Origin of the sequence: Streptomyces sp. NPDC051219 (assembly GCF_040682335.1) — a bacterium.
Taxonomy (GTDB): domain Bacteria; phylum Actinomycetota; class Actinomycetes; order Streptomycetales; family Streptomycetaceae; genus Streptomyces.
Window position 1 is genome coordinate 132,515 of record NZ_JBFBAS010000003.1, and the last position, 14,925, is coordinate 147,439.

Here is a 14,925-nt window from a genome sequence, read left to right on the forward strand (position 1 = left end):
TTAGCGAGCGGGCGCCGTCAGGTCGTAGAGGGTGATGCCGTCCACCGTGACCGGGGTGAAGTTCTCCGTCACCCAGGTGCTGAGCGAGCTGCCGGCGCTGCCGCCGGGCCCGGCTCCGGCGCCCCTGCCCCCACTCCCGCCCCCGCCCCCGCCCCCGCCGATGAAGTAGTGGATCCTGCTTTCCGCCACGTACTCCTTGAACTGCGCGAGCGTCGGGGACGGGTCGCTGCCGTTGAATCCGCCGATCGCCATGACCGGTGCGGCTGTGGCGAGTTGGTATCCGGCCGCGTTCTGGGAACCGATGGCGGCGGCTGCCCAGGTGTAGTCGCCGGAGTTCTCGGCCAGCTTCGCACTGACCTCGGAGCTCACGGTGGTACCGCCCAACAGGCCGCCCATCGCGCCACCACCGCCCCCTTCCCGGCCGTCCGCACTGCCCTGCGGGGCCCCACCCTGTGGAACCCGGCCCTGTGGAACCTGGCCCTGTGGGATCCGGCCCTGTGTGACCTGACCCTGCTGGCCTCGCGGAGCCTGCCCGGCGGGCGGTTGGCCCGCCTGCTGCCCCGCACCGCCGTCAGGCGGAGCACCGCCCGGTCGGGCGCCCGGTCCGCCATCACCTTGACCGCCGCCGGGGGTGCCCCGGCCGCCGGCCACCGAAGGCCCGGCCGTCACGATCGAGCCCGAGTGCCCGGTGCTCAGCGTGGAGAGCGTGTACGCGAGCGGGCCGGCCAGCGAGACCGCCAGCCCCAGGGCGCCGATGCCGAGCGCGAGCCGCCGGTCGAGCCGGCCCACCAGGAGCAGCCCGGCCGCGGCTGCCGCCCCGCCGATCAGTACCGCCCAGCGCAGCCACGGCAGATACTCCGCCGAGCGGCCGAGCAGGACGTACGACCAGAGCGCCGTCACCGCGACCGTGCCGGCGAGAGCGGCCGTGGCGAGCGGTGAGCGCCGTTCCTCCCAGAGCACGCTCACGCCCATGCCGACGAGCGCCGCGATGTACGGGGCGAGCGCCACCGTGTAGTACTCGTGGAAGATGCCGGCCATAAAGCTGAATACCGCCGCGGTCGTCAGCAGAGAACCGCCCCATGCCGCAAAAGCCGCCCGAGCCGGGTCGTGCCGCCCGGCCCGCCAGGTCACCACCACACCCGCGACGAGCAGGAGCAGTGCGGCGGGCAGCAGCCAGGAGATCTGTCCGCCGATGTTCGAGGCGAACATCCGGTCCATGCCGGTCTCGCCCCAGCCACCGCCCTGCCCGCGGCCGCCTCCACCGCCCACGCTCCCGACCTCATTGCCGTTGATCCGGCCCAGCCCGTTGTAGCCGAAGGTCAGCTCCAGGAAGGAGTTGTTCTGCGAGCCGCCGATGTACGGACGCGAGGCCGCGGGCCAGAGTTCGACGATCGCGACCCACCAGCCGCCCGCAACAACGATCGCGAGTCCGGCCAGCAGGAGCTGCCCGATCCGCTTCCGTACGGTCGTGGGGGCGCACACCGCGTACAGCACGGCCAGCGGCGGAAGGATCAGGAACGCCTGGAGGGTCTTGGTGAGGAAGGCGAAGCCGACGGCAACGCCCGCCCACACCAGCCATCCGGTCCTGGCGCCCTCCAGGGCTCGGAGCACGCAGTAGACCGTGACGGTCATCAGCAGCGCGAGCAGGGCGTCCGGGTTGTTGAACCGGAACATCAGCGCGGTGACAGGCGTCGTCGCGAACACGGCCACCGCCATCAGCCCGGCGGCGGGCGTGAAGCGGCGCCGTACGGCGGCGTAGAGCACGGCGGCCGTCGCCACACCCATCAGCACCTCGGGGACGAGGATCTGCCAGGAGCCGAGCCCGAAGAGGCGTACGGACAGGGCCATCGGCCACAGCGCGGCGGGGGGCTTGTCCACGGTGATGGAGTTCGCCGCGTCGGAGGAGCCGAAGAAGAACGCCTTCCAGCTCTCGCTGCCTGCCTGGGCGGCCGCGGAGTAGAAGGAGTTGGCGTAGCCCGAGGCGCTGAGGTTCCACAGGTAGAGGAGCGCGGTGGCCAGCAGCAGCCCGAACAGCGCGGGCCGCACCCACCGGGGGTCGCTGGGCCGGCCGCCGGGGGGCGGGGCGACTGCGGCAGCCCGCTGCGCGTGCAGTGTCGTGGTCATCGGGCATTCCTCGCTTCGTGGTGGGGGTCGCGGGCGTGGACCCGGGTGCGCTCGCGGGACTCGTCGGGCGTGTGGTCACGGGGCTCGCCGCGCGCGGGGCCACGGGACTCGTAGCTCGTGTGGTCGCGGGCGTCGACGGGGACATCCCCGGCGGTGTGCGCAACGGGCCGGGGCAGGTCTGCGGTCTGGGCGGGGCGGCCACTTGGGCCGTCGGCGCGGTCCTGGAACACCCAGGCGCGCAGCAGCAGGAAGCGCAGTACCGTCGCGGCCAGATTGGCGGCGACGAGCACGGCCAGTTCGGTGCTGTGCCCGGGATCGCCCGCCGCCGCCTCCAGGGCCGCCAGGGAACCGCTGGTGAGAGCCAGCCCGATGCCGAACACGACGAGCCCCTGCGCCTGGTGGCGCAGCGCCCGTTCGCGGCCCCGCACGCCGAAGGTGAGCCGCCGGTTAGCGGCCGTGTTGGCGACGGCGGAGACGAGCAGGGCCAGCCCATTGGCCGGCTGCGGCCCGACCCCGGCACGGAAGAGCGAGTACAGGGCCAGATAGAAGAGCGTGCTGAGCGCACCGACCGCGCAGAAGCCGACCAGCTGCCGCGTCAGCCCGCCCGGCACTCCGGCCAGTTGCCGGTCGCACGGGTCCTCGCCGAAGGGGCGTGCGAGCCGGTCCAGCGGAAGCGCGCCGACAGCCAGCGCGCGCCCCACCCGCCACACCCCCTTCAGGTCATCGGCCGCCGTCCGCACGAGGTGCACGGTGGAGTCCGGGTCGTCCACCCAGTCGACCGGCACTTCGTGGATGCGCAGTCCGGCACGCTCGGCGAGAACCAGCAGCTCGGTGTCGAAGAACCATCCGGTGTCCTCCACCATCGGCAGCAGCCGCTGGGCCACGTCCCGCCGTATGGCCTTGAACCCGCACTGGGCATCGCTGAACCGTGCGGCCAGCGAGCCGCGCAGGATGAGGTTGTACGCCCGCGAGATCAGCTCCCGCTTCGGCCCGCGCACCACCCGGGACGAACGCGTGAGCCGGGACCCGATGGCCAGGTCCGAATGGCCCGAAATCAGCGGGGCGACCAGCGGGAGCAGGGCGTTGAGGTCGGTGGACAGATCCACGTCCATGTAGGCCAGTACCGGGGCGTCGGAGTGCGACCACACCGTGTGCAGCGCCCGCCCGCGACCCTTCTGCTCCAGCCGGACGGCGCGTACCCCGGGGACCGCCGTCTCGAGCAGGGCGGCGATCTCGGGCGTACGGTCGGTGCTCGCGTTGTCCGCGACAGTGATCCGGAAGCCGTACGGGAAGGTTCGCGCGAGGTGGTCATGGAGCCGGCGGACGCAGTGTTCGAGGTCGTCCTGCTCGTTGTACACGGGGATCACCACGTCGAGGACGGGTGCACCCGCCACGCCGACAGGCAGATGCCGCCGGGCGGGCAGGGCGCCGGGAAAGGGGTCGGTTCGCATGGCACCGACCCTCCCCGGAGCCGCTGTCACCGCTGTGTGCTGAGCCTGTGCCCCGCCTGTGAGCGGGCGGCGGCGGCCGGCAGCCGGACAGCGAAAACCGTGTGGCCGGGGCGGCTGCGCACGGACGCGGTCCCGCCGTGCGCGGAGACCACGGCCTGCACGATCGCCAGGCCGAGACCGGTGGATCCGGCGTGCCGGGACCGGGAAGCGTCTCCGCGCGCGAAGCGCTCGAAGACGTGCGGCAGCAGCTCCGGTGGGATGCCCGGCCCGTCGTCCTCGATCTCCAGGACGATCCGCGGTCCGCCGTCGGCCCGCAGTCGCGCGGTGACGGTCGTCCGCGGCGGGGTGTGGGTACGGGCGTTGCCCAGCAGGTTGACGAGCACCTGATGGAGCCGGCCGGCGTCACCGCGCACGGTCACGGGGTGCTGCGGCAGCTCCAGCCGCCAGTGATGGTCCTGTCCCGCGGCGCGGGCGTCGCCGACCGCGTCGACGACGAGCGGCGAGAGATCGGTGCTCTCGTACGCGAGCGGGCGTCCGGCATCCAGCCGTGCGAGCAGCAGCAGATCCTCCACCAGGCCGGTCATCCGCGCCGCCTCCGACTCGATACGGCCGAGGGCATGCCGGGTGTCGGGCCCGGCCTCCTCCCGTCCGCGACGGGTGAGTTCGGCGTAACCACGGATCGAGGCCAACGGGGTCCGCAGCTCATGGCTGGCGTCCGCGACGAACTGCCGGACGCGCATCTCGCTCTCCTGCCGTACGGTCAGGGCCGACGCGACGTGGCCCAGCATCCTGTTCAGTGCGGCTCCCACCTGCCCCACCTCGGTGCGCGGATCGGCCTCGGCCTCCGGCACCCGTTCGTGCAGCGCCACCTCGCCGCTGTGCAGGGGGAGTTCTGAGACCCGGGTTGCCGTGGCGGCGACGCGGCGCAGGGGTCGCAGCGCGACGCCGACGAGGGCCGTACCGGCCAGACCGGTAGCCACCAGACCGGCGCCGGTGACGCTCACCTCGACGACGACCAGGGTGTTGAGCGTGTCCTGGACACCGGTGGTCGGGATGCCGACAAGGAAGGTGCCGTTCCGGCCCGAGACGTACTTCATCCGGTACTCGCCGAGCCCGCCGGGCAGGTCGACGCTGTGCGGCTCACCATCCCGCGCCGGCCCGCGGAGCGCCGCTGTCTGGGCAGCCGTGAGAGAGCCTGCCGTGGCCTCGGAGGGACCGGTGCCGGACCGCTGCTCGGTACTGATCGCCGCCCTGTCCACCGTGCCGTCGTCGGCGTCGAGGACCGCACCTATGGTGCCGACCGGCTGACCGCCCAGGGTGACGAAGCGCAGCGGATCGCCGCGGCTGGGGCCGTCCGGCGGCTCCTGTGCGCCGGGCGGTCCGGCCGCTCGCCCGGCGATACCGGCCAGCTGGGTGTCCAGCTGCTCGTACAGGTAGGAGCGCAGCGCGATCGTCGTGACCGTACCGATCACCGCACTCACCACCGCGATCAGCGCCACCGCCGTCACGACCAGCCGTGTCCGCAGCGACCAGCGCCGCTGCGGCCGTCGTGGCCGTCGCGGCGTACGACGGTCCGCCACCGCTACTCGCCCGGCTTGATCAGGTAGCCCGCACCACGCCGGGTGTGAATCATCGCCGGCCGCCCGGCGTCGATCTTCCGGCGCAGGTAGGAGATGTAGAGCTCGACGACATTGGCCTGGCCACCGAAGTCGTACGACCACACGCGGTCCAGGATCTGCGCCTTGCTCAGCACCCGGCGCGGGTTGCGCATCAGATAGCGCAGCAGCTCGAACTCGGTCGCGGTGAGGTGGATGCCGGCGCCGCCCCGCGTCACCTCGTGACTGTCCTCGTCCAGGGTCAGGTCCCCGACCGCGAGCAGCGACTCCCCGCGTACGGCCGCCGAGCCGGACCGGCGGATCAGGCCGCGCAGCCGTGCCACGACCTCCTCCAGGCTGAACGGCTTGGTGACGTAGTCGTCGCCGCCCGCGGTGAGGCCCGCGATCCGGTCCTCCACCGAGTCCTTCGCGGTGAGGAAGAGCACGGGCACGTCGGGCAGCTCCCGACGCAGCCGGCCAAGGACGGCGAGCCCGTTCATGTCCGGCAGCATTACGTCCAGGACGACCGCGTCGGGACGGAAGTCCCGTGCGGCACGCACCGCGCCGCTGCCGTCGCCTGCGCTGCGCACCTGCCAGCCCTCGTAGCGCAGCGCCATGGACAGCAGCTCGGCGAGGGACGCCTCGTCGTCCACGACGAGCACCCGGACGGGGCTCCCGTCCGGCCGGAGCAGTTCGGTACGCGTACGGGGCGAGGTCGCGGTCATGCTCCCCACCCTGCGGACGGGCCCTGAGAGCCCCCTTTCGGCAGCCTGTGATTTCCCTGAGAAACCGGAGTACGCCCCCTCGGTCACCGCCGCGGCGGCCGCCGGCTTCCGCTCGCGGCTACCGGCTTCGGCTCACGTCCGGCAGTCCGAACAGCCGCGCCCCGTTCTCGTAACAGACGGCCCGCAGCCAGTCGTCGCCGAGCTCCAGCCGTTCCAGCGCCTCCAGTTGATGGGCGTACGGATAGGGAATGTTCGGGAAGTCCGTCCCCAGCAGGATCCGGTCCACGAGATCCGCCAGTCGCGCCCTCCCCGTCACCGGGAAGGGGCTCATCCGCTCCGAGAAGTCGGTGAAGACCATCGTCGTGTCCAGCCTGACCTCCCCGTACCGCTCTGCCAGCGCCAGGAACTCGCTGTACTCCGGCATCCCCAGATGAGCCACCACCAGCCGCAGCCGTGGATGGCGGGCCAGCAGGTCGCCCACCGGCTCGGAGCCGGTGTACTTGCCGGGCGCCGGTCCCGACCCGCAGTGCATCACCACCGGGACGCCCGCATCGGCGAGCAGCCCCCACACCGGGTCGAGCAGCTCGTCGTTCGGGTCGTACGCCCCGACCTGGAGGTGCGACTTGAAGACCCGCGCACCCGCCTCCACCGCCTCCCGCACGTAGGCCGCCACGCCGTCCTCCGGGAAGAGCGTCGCCGTGTGCAGGCAGTCCGGTGTACGCGCGGCGAACTCCGCCGCCCACCCGTTCAGCCAGGCCGCCATGCCCGCCTTGTGCGGGTAGAGCATCGACGTGAAGGCCCGCACCCCGAACCGCCTCAGCAGCGCGACGCGTTCTTCCTCCTCGTGGCGGTACGTGATGGGCCAGTCCACCCCGGTCAGCGGCCCGGCCGAGTCGAAGTAGTCCCACACCTTGGCCAGCACCCGCTCCGGCATGAAGTGCGTGTGCACGTCGACCAGTCCCGGCAGCCCGAGGCCCTGCCAGAACCGGACGACCGCGTCAGCTTCCGTCTGCGTCAAACCCGTAGCTCCGTTCGACCTTGGCCACGTGGACGGAGTAGGTCTCGTACCACTCCGCCCTGCCGCGCTTCTGCGCCGCCTGATGCTCCAGATTCCTCTGCCAGCCCTGGATCGACTGCTCGTCCCGGAAGTACCCGACGGTGATGCTCAGTCCGCCCGGCGTTCTGGCGTTCTCGTAGCCCAGATAGCCGGGCTGCCGCTTGACCAGTTCCGCCATCCGCTCGGCGGTCTCGGCGTAGCCGCTGTCCTCCTCCTTGCGCAACGAGGTGAAGACCACCGTGTAGTACGGCGGTTCGAACGGCGGCACAGGACGCTTGCTCATGGCTCTCCCCCACGACACGGATACCGGTGCAACAGGCACTCACCTTCCGTCCCGCACCGCCGCCCTGTCCAGCCTGATTGCCGTAGAGGATCCGCAGGGGATCCGTAGGGGATCCAGCATTCGACCTTCGGGTCCGACACGGGGCGGCCGTGTCAGAAGAGCCCCTCCTGCGTCTCACCGCCCGCCGCGACCACCGGCCGTACCGGCGCCGTCACCGGGGCTCCGGCGGCCACCCGGGTCAGCCGCCACCCGCTCATCAGACGGGTGTCCACCACCAGCCCACCGGCCAGATGCAGATCCGGACCGGCGGCCGCCACCAGCCGTCCCGCGACGGTCCCGCCTGCGACCAGTTCTGCGACCACGCCGGTCACGGGCTCCAGGCCCCGCAGCCCGAACACCCCCGTTTGATCCACCACTTCGCACTCCGCGCGCTCGAGCGAGTCCGGCCAGTTCGCCAGCGCCACAGCCCTCGCATGCAGCTCCGCCACCTCCGCCACCCGCGTCCCCCACACCGGCAGGCCGGCGCGCACGGCCCGCTTCTGTGCGTACGGAATACGGTCCGGCACCCCCAGCGCCGTCCGCAGCAGCTCCTCCGTCCGGCGGGCCGCCATCAGCGGACCGCGTCCCAGCCAACTGAACGCCACGGCGCCCTGCTCCAGCAGCCGGACCGGGCCCCGCTCCGCCGCGGTGATCCCGACCTTGACCATCCCGGGCCCGAACCAGGCCAGGTACACGGAGTACGGGCGCGGATCACCGGCGTTCGTATCGGCGGCCACCGAGAACGACCGGTCGAGCCGGGCGCACTCCCCGCACTGCGCGCTCCCGCCGCGCCCCGGGACCACGGCGCCCACCGGACAGCCGGTCCGCCGGCCCCCGCGCCACACCCCGACGCAGGACCGTTCACCCTCGGCCCGGAAACCGAGATCCATCCCGTACGTGAACGGACTCACCCGTTCGCCCCGTTCGGCACTGTGCCAGACCAGCGCAGGGCCGCCGGCCGACCACCGCATGCCCAGGCACTGCCATCCCCCGGTCAGCAACCGGCGTATCCGTAGCGGTTGGCGGTCACTGACACCTCGTACTCGTCAGGGGCACCTTCACCGACGTCGCCCGCGGGGCACCCGACCCCCATGGGCAGTCCCGGCCCGACTCTCCGCAGCTTCATGCCGGGCAACCTAGCGCAGACGAAAGAAGCCCCCGGACGATGTCCCCGGGGAACTTCCCGTTGGCGCACTCGGCAGGATTCAACTCTCCGCCAAATGTGCGGGGGATCAGCTCCGGGCCAGGGTCGAGCATGAAGGCTGCCAGACCGACGGGCGAATCCGCGCCTCGAGTTCCGCATCGGGGAAGTCGAACGTGAACGGACGGATCCCTGTCTCTTCGGGAGTGACAGACATGTGGGGGGTCTCCTTGCCGTCGTCTGGCTCTCTAGCAGCAGTGGCGACATCTGGCTCGGACTACGCACCGCCGGGACGCGAACGCGAAGCCCCGCACGACCAACTCGCTCTGGAAGGAGCCGCACCATGCCACCGCAGTGATCCAACTGAGGTCGCCGACATGCTCGGCTTCGGCCTTTCGAAGACCAAGATGCTGGTTCTCACCGGAGAGATCCGGTCCGTGAAGATCGGTCGCAACCGGCGCATCCTGCCCGCCTGGGTGGACGAGTACGTCCGGCGCGTCACTGCCGACTCGTAGGGGCTGTCTGCGTGAGCAGCGTGAAGCCGGATCTCGCGCCGCTGTCGTACGTGTCGTACGCGGGCTCGTATCCGTCCCGCCGGGTGATCCAGGCGGCTCGGGATGCCCTTTGCGCCGCGCTGACTCACGCGGTCTCTGAAGAGGAGATCGGGAAGAACGGCGCCTCGCTGGTGACGGTGCCCAAGCCACGTCGCCGCCGGATCAAGCCGTGGTCCGCGGCCGAGGCGGGTCAGTTCCTCGCCGACGGGGCCGCTCGGCAGGATCGTCTCTTCGCGGCCTGGGTGCAGGACAGTCACGGCGTGGTCTTCACGACGAAGTACGGGACGCCGATCGAGCCGGGGGACTTCACCCGAATGTTCCCGCGGCTCGTCGGGCCGGCCTCCGCGCCATCCCGCTGCGGAACACCCGGCACACGTGCAGCTCGCTCCTGGTCGCCCTTCGGGTGCACCCGAAAGTGGCACAGCGAATCCTGCGGCACTCGCAGATCGCGATGACGATGGAGGTCTACGCCGAGGCGAGCGAGGCACAGGTGCGGGACGCGTTGGGCAAGCTGTCCGAGACGATGGGCGGCACCGGCTGACACGGTTGCTGTACTTCGCTGCTGTACGGGCAACGCAAGAACCCCTCTGGAGTAATCCAGAGGGGTTCTCACCTGTGTGCACTCGGCAGGATTCGAACCTGCAACCTTCTGATCCGTAGTCAGATGCTCTATCCGTTAAGCTACGAGTGCCTGGCTTCCCGGGCTTTTCTTCCCGGTCGGTGTTGCGGGAACAACATTACATGACCTGCGGCGTGAGGCGAAATCCGTTATCCGCACCCATGCTGACCTGCGGAAACACCTCGAAAACAGCCCTGCGACAGTCCAGCGGACGGTGCTTGGGGCGAGAGCGTGATCACCGAACGACTGAAGCCCCGGTCCGAGGACCGGGGCTTCAGTGATCAATACGCGGAGGCGGAGGGATTTGAACCCTCGATGGGCTTTAAAACCCAAACCGCATTAGCAGTGCGGCGCCATAGACCGGACTAGGCGACGCCTCCAGCACCCGCGCGAGCGCGAGTGGTGCGTGCAGATGATGACACAGCCCGGCGGCCGCTCACCAATCGCACCCCTACGGTACTAGGCCCGCGCCCGGCAGAGCAAAGCATCTTCCGTTTGCGCAACGTCACCGCGAGTGGAGCGTTAGACGTACGGGGCGCGCCGCGTCCCCTCGTCCGCCGACCAGGAGCCGCAATGCTGCGTCGCCTCGCACTCACCGCCGTCGCCTCCGTCGCCGCGCTGTCCGCAGCGCCCTCCGCAGCCGGGGCGACCGGACCCCTGCCCCTGCCGTTGCCGCTCCTGCAGTCGCCGGACCGGCTGACCGTGGACGTCTCCGACACCGGGAACCCGCGGGCGGACGGGACGTACGAGCTGCGGTGCGGACCGGCCGGCGGCACGCACCCGCAGGCCGAGCGGGCCTGCGCCCGGCTCGAGCAGCTGACGGCGGAGGGCAGGGACCCGTTCGCCCCGGCGCCGGCGCCGGCGGACCAGATGTGCACCCAGATGTACGGCGGGCCCGCCACGGCTCGAGTGTTCGGCACCTGGGGCGGGCGACAGGTCGATGTCACGTTCGACCGGACGAACGGCTGCGGGGTCTCCCGCTGGAATGACATGGAGCCCGTGCTTCCGAGTGCGAGGTCCTGACCAGGCACGGTGTGATCCCGGCGGGCGGATTCGGTGAGAGGTGCCCCTCATCCGCCGTCGCGTGCGCAATCGCTGCCCTTAGACTCCCTCCAGTGACATGCCGGGGCCCGAGGAGCAAGATGGGGCCCGCTGTCCGGAAGATGCAGTTGTCAGGGAGGAAGCGTTGTTGTGAGCAGCAGGCCATCCCGAGGCGCTGCTCGCCTCGCAGCCATACTTGACGCCCTTCCCGATGCCTTGCTGCTCGTCAACTGCAACGGCACGGTCGTCAACGCCAACACCATCGCCCTGGAGACCTTCGAGTCACCGGGCACAGGCCTGGTCGGGCGCGGTCTGCTCGATCTGTTGCCGAGCTTCGACTCCAAGCTGATCCCCGGGTCCATGCGGCGGCCCGACAACACGGACGAACAGGGACGCACCAAGCCGACCCGGATGATCGCCCGGCGAACGGACGGGAGCGAGTTCCCGGTCGAGGTCACCAGTGCGAATCTGGAGGACGGCCGGGACGCGTACTCCGACACCCACAGCTACACCGGTGACGAGCTGCTGATGCTCGTCGTGCGCGACCTGTCGGGCACCGTGGACACCGAGGCCGAGCTGGCACGTTCGCAGCGGCAGACCGAGATGATCCTGCGCGCCGCCGCCGAGGGTGTCATCGGAACGGACACCGAGGGACGGGTCGTCCTGGTCAATCCGGCCGCCGCGCAGATCCTCGGCCACCGGGCGAGCGATCTGGGCAACCAGGAGCTGCACCCGCTGGCGATCCACTCCCGGCCGGACGGCACGCCGTTCCCGTTCGAGGAGTCGCCGCTCGCCGACACGCTCCGCTCCGGGCGCAAGCACCGGGTGCGGGGGCAGGTGCTGTGGGCGAAGAACGGGCAGCCGGTGTCCGTGGACCTGACGACCTCGCCGGTACGGGACGGCGACCAGCTCGTCGGCGCCGTGATGACCTTCACCGACCGGCGCCCGTACGACGCCCTGGCGGCGCGGCACGCCCAGCTGCTGGCGGTACTCGGCGACGCGCTGCGGGGGCCGCTGGAGGAACTGCGGGGCGAACTGTCCACGCTCGCGGCGGACGATGCCGGGCAGCTGTGGCCGGAGGCGAACCAGCTGTTGCACCATCTGGCCGCCGGATACGCCCGGATGACCACCCTGGTCGACAACGTCCTCGGTTTCCAGCGGCTCGACTCCGGTGCGGAGAAGCTGAGCAAGAAGAAGGTGCTGCTCGACGGGGTCGTGGCGGCCGGTGTCGAGGGCGCGATCGAACTGATCGGCCCGGGACGCGCGCAGTTCGCCGTACACGCCCCGACGATCGAGGCCGAGGTCGACGCGGGCCGGATCGCCACGGCGCTGGCGCATCTGATCGCGGACGTGGCCGGGGTCGACTCGACGGGCAAGGCGCCGGTGGCCGCGGGCGGCGGCGGGTACATGGACTCGACGATCGTCGTGGCGGCGGCGCAGCGCGGCGAGGTCGTACGGATCGAGGTGCGCGGGCCGTACGCCGGGGGAGACCCGGTGCACGAGCCGATCGTGCGCGGAATCGTCCGGGCGCACGGCGGAGTGCTGCAGACCCACGAGGTTCCGGGCACGACGGGCAGCGCGTTCGTACTGGATGTGCCGCTCGGCGCGGGTGCGGGGATGGTGACCGTCCCCGCACCGGCCGAGGTGCCCGCGGTGGCCGCCGCCGAGCCGGCCGCCGAGCCGACTGGGCGTCGTGCGCGACGGTCCTCCGTGGACGCGTTCCTGGACAACCCGGATGTGGCCACCGGTCAGGGCGCCGCCGCGGACAGCGGCGATGCGGCGACCGCTGCGCCGTCCGGTGCGCGACCGGCGGGGCACGACGGCGAGCAGCAGCTGGTGCCCGCGCAGAACGCGGGCGAGGACGCCGGTGGCAACGGCGCCGGCAGCGGGCGCGGCACCGGCCGCAGGCGCGGCCGTCCGAGCCCGGTGGAGCAGCAGGCGGCGCAGCCGCCGCCGCACGAAGGCGCGGTGGTGACCGCCGCGGAGGGCGCACGTGACCACGGGCGGGCGCGGCTCGGCGAGACGGTGCCGCCCCAGGGTGTGCCCGCGCCGACCGGCCGTCGCGCCCGACGCGGCCCCGACGCGGCGCCGGAGAACGCCCTCGCGCTGCCGGCCGCGCCTCCGGCCGTCGCCGCTCAGCCGCATGTACAGCCGCAGCCACAGCCACAGCCGACGGAATCAGTACAGGTACATCCGCAGCCGCAGCCGACCGGCAGGCGGGCCCGGCGTGCGCTGGGCACCGCGCCGGAGCGCAGTCCGTTCGCCCTGCCGCCGGCCGACGCCGACCGCATGCCGCCCAGCGCCGGGGCGGCGGACGCCTCGCTGCCGGGTCGCCACGACGCCGTCCGGGGCGTGGCCGGGGACGATCACACTCCGCCGCAGCCGCATCCGGTTCCGACGGGCCGCCGACGGGCGCGCACGGACGGGACCTCGGAGCAGGGACTGGCGGCGCTCGCCGCGGACCCGTCCGCGGGCGCGCCGCCGGCACCCGTGGCGCCGGAAGCGGTACCGCAGGCACCGCTGCCCCCGGGTGCACCGGGAGCACCGGCAGGACTGGTCGTGCCGCCGGCATCGCCGGACGCCCCTCAGGCACCAGCAGCACCGACTGCACCGAAGGTCTCGCCGGCACAGGCGGCCCCTACGGCTCCGGGCACGACCACGGGCCACCACCCGGCACTCGCATCACCGGCGGTCACGACGGCACCCGGCTCCGAGGCCGCCCCCGGCGTGCCGCACGGCCCGGCGGCACCGGACGCCGCCGATACTTCGGCCGGTCACGACACGTCCGGCCAGAACTGGCCTGTGCCCGGAGTTCAGGCCTGGCCCGCTCCCGCGCCGGAGGCGCCCGCCACGCGTAGCCAGGTCCAGAGTCCGCTCCAGGACCCGGCCCCCAAACCGGTTTCCAATCCGGCGCAGGGCCAGGTGCCCGGAGCCCGTACCGCTCCGGAGAACGGGCGCGAGCCGGGTTCCGTACCCCAGCCCCGGGCGGCCGCCCAGCCGTTGCCCGAGGAGAGCCCCGTTCCCGGCGCCGACGCGTCGCAGGGGCGGGCGTTCAGCGTGCGCACGCTGGGGCAGGGCATGCCGTTCGCCCAGCAGATCGCCCAGCAGCAGAATCAGACCTCCGGAGGGTCGGGCCGACGGCGCAAGCTCGCCGCGCCGCCGCAGGAGGAGCCGGGACACCAGGCCGCCCTACTGGAGCCCGCCGCCACGCGCCGGAGTCCCCAGCAGCAGGCCCCCCAGCAGGCTCAGCAGCAGGCACAGGCCCAGCCCACGGCCCAGCAGTCCCCCGCGCAGAGCCAGCAGCAGCGGCTGCCCGCCCCCGCCGAGGGCCGTGCGTACGCCATAGGAGCCCCGGACGAAGGCGCCGCCGAGGGACCGGAACCGCTGGACGGCCCCAACGGCGCGGTGGAGGTGGCCAACCGGCCGCACCCGCAGCCGGTTGACGACGAACTGCCCCCCGAGCCGCTCGACAACCCGCGGCGGCTGCTGGTGTGGCCGGCGCCCGACGTCTCCACCCAGCAGGCGCTGAGCGACCGGGGCTACCGCCCGGTGATCGTGCACTCGCGCGAGGAGGTCGACGCGCAGATCGCCGCGTTCCCGGCTGCGCTGTTCGTCGATCCGCTTACCGGTCCCATCACCCGTACCGCGCTGCAGTCCCTGCGCCAGGCCGCGGTTGCCGCCGAGGTGCCGGTGCTCGTGACGGCCGGTCTGGGGCAGGCGACCCGGGAGGCCGCATACGGCGCCGACCCGGCCGTACTTCTCAAGGCGCTGGCGCCGCGGGACAGCGAACAACACCCGCCGCGCGTGCTGTTGATCGAGGAGCACGAGGAGATCGCGCTCGCGCTGACGGCCACGCTGGAGCGCCGCGGAATGCAGGTCGCGCGTGCCGACGCCGATACGGACGCGGTCACGCTCGCCACCCAGATGCGGCCGAACCTGGTGGTGATGGACCTGATGCAGGTACGCCGCCGCCGGGCCGGAATCGTCGACTGGCTGCGCGCGAACGGCCAGTTGAACCGCACCCCGCTGGTCGTCTACACCTCGGTGGACATCGACCGGAGCGAACTGCCCCGGCTCTCGTCCGGGGAGACCGTGCTCTTCCTGGCCGAGCGCTCGAACAGCGCCGAGGTCCAGGGCCGGATCGTCGATCTGCTCGCCAAGATCGGGACGAACTAGCCGGGAGGCAGGGCCGCAGGCCCGCAGGCACGGGTTGTTCCACGCCCACGGCGGACGGAGACCAGCACGAGAAACCACGGTTCGCGAACTGCGAGGTCCACCGCCGCACCGAGGTCGCGC

10 protein-coding genes, 2 tRNA genes and 1 pseudogene are annotated in these 14,925 nt (G+C 72.1%); 4 read left to right on the forward strand and 9 right to left on the reverse strand.

Annotation, left to right across the window (positions count from 1 at the left end):
• The 7 genes from AB0M62_RS05575 to AB0M62_RS05605 form a co-directional block, all read right to left on the reverse strand.
• A complete protein-coding gene (locus tag AB0M62_RS05575) occupies positions 1-2,124 on the reverse strand; it encodes a glycosyltransferase family 39 protein (protein WP_366072816.1) in 2,124 nt (707 codons plus the stop codon).
• Positions 2,121-3,575, reverse strand: coding sequence for a bifunctional glycosyltransferase family 2/GtrA family protein (locus tag AB0M62_RS05580; protein ID WP_366072817.1), 1,455 nt, complete (start codon positions 3,573-3,575; stop codon positions 2,121-2,123). Before AB0M62_RS05580 ends, AB0M62_RS05575 begins: the two co-directional genes overlap by 4 nt.
• 26 nt (positions 3,576-3,601) lie before the next feature.
• Positions 3,602-5,089 carry a HAMP domain-containing sensor histidine kinase gene (locus AB0M62_RS05585; RefSeq protein ID WP_366073062.1) on the reverse strand — a complete coding sequence of 496 codons (1,488 nt, stop codon included), beginning with the start codon at positions 5,087-5,089 and terminating at the stop codon, positions 3,602-3,604.
• A gap of 68 nt (positions 5,090-5,157) precedes the next feature.
• A complete protein-coding gene (locus AB0M62_RS05590; RefSeq protein WP_366072818.1) occupies positions 5,158-5,895 on the reverse strand; it encodes a response regulator transcription factor in 738 nt (245 codons plus the stop codon).
• 118 nt (positions 5,896-6,013) lie between these two features.
• Positions 6,014-6,913 (reverse strand): amidohydrolase family protein, encoded by a 900-nt coding sequence (locus tag AB0M62_RS05595; RefSeq protein WP_366072819.1) that lies wholly within the window; start codon positions 6,911-6,913, stop codon positions 6,014-6,016.
• Positions 6,894-7,235, reverse strand: a complete 342-nt coding sequence (locus AB0M62_RS05600) for an antibiotic biosynthesis monooxygenase (RefSeq protein WP_366072820.1) — start codon at positions 7,233-7,235, stop codon at positions 6,894-6,896. Before AB0M62_RS05600 ends, AB0M62_RS05595 begins: the two co-directional genes overlap by 20 nt.
• Before the next feature lie 152 nt (positions 7,236-7,387).
• A complete protein-coding gene (locus AB0M62_RS05605) occupies positions 7,388-8,272 on the reverse strand; it encodes a DUF2797 domain-containing protein (RefSeq protein ID WP_366073063.1) in 885 nt (294 codons plus the stop codon).
• A 469-nt stretch (positions 8,273-8,741) separates the two neighbouring features.
• Between AB0M62_RS05605 and AB0M62_RS05610 the strand changes: the two genes are divergently transcribed.
• Both AB0M62_RS05610 and AB0M62_RS05615 read left to right on the forward strand, forming a co-directional pair.
• Positions 8,742-8,930 (forward strand): excisionase family DNA-binding protein, encoded by a 189-nt coding sequence (locus AB0M62_RS05610; protein WP_366073064.1) that lies wholly within the window; start codon positions 8,742-8,744, stop codon positions 8,928-8,930.
• Between the two features lie 65 nt (positions 8,931-8,995).
• A pseudogene (locus AB0M62_RS05615) lies at positions 8,996-9,510 on the forward strand (tyrosine-type recombinase/integrase); the annotation flags it as partial.
• A gap of 77 nt (positions 9,511-9,587) precedes the next feature.
• Here the strand turns inward: AB0M62_RS05615 and AB0M62_RS05620 are convergent.
• Positions 9,588-9,660, reverse strand: a tRNA-Arg gene (locus AB0M62_RS05620).
• A 217-nt stretch (positions 9,661-9,877) separates the two neighbouring features.
• Positions 9,878-9,968 (reverse strand) — tRNA-Ser (locus AB0M62_RS05625).
• Positions 9,969-10,161: 193 nt separating this feature from the next.
• Between AB0M62_RS05625 and AB0M62_RS05630 the strand changes: the two genes are divergently transcribed.
• Together AB0M62_RS05630 and AB0M62_RS05635 are read left to right on the forward strand one after the other, a co-directional pair.
• Positions 10,162-10,611: an SSI family serine proteinase inhibitor gene (locus AB0M62_RS05630; protein WP_366072821.1), complete on the forward strand. Its 450-nt coding sequence runs from the start codon at positions 10,162-10,164 to the stop codon at positions 10,609-10,611.
• Positions 10,612-10,779: 168 nt separating this feature from the next.
• Positions 10,780-14,805, forward strand: a complete 4,026-nt coding sequence (locus tag AB0M62_RS05635; protein WP_366072822.1) for a PAS domain-containing protein — start codon at positions 10,780-10,782, stop codon at positions 14,803-14,805.
• Positions 14,806-14,925 lie beyond the last annotated feature (120 nt).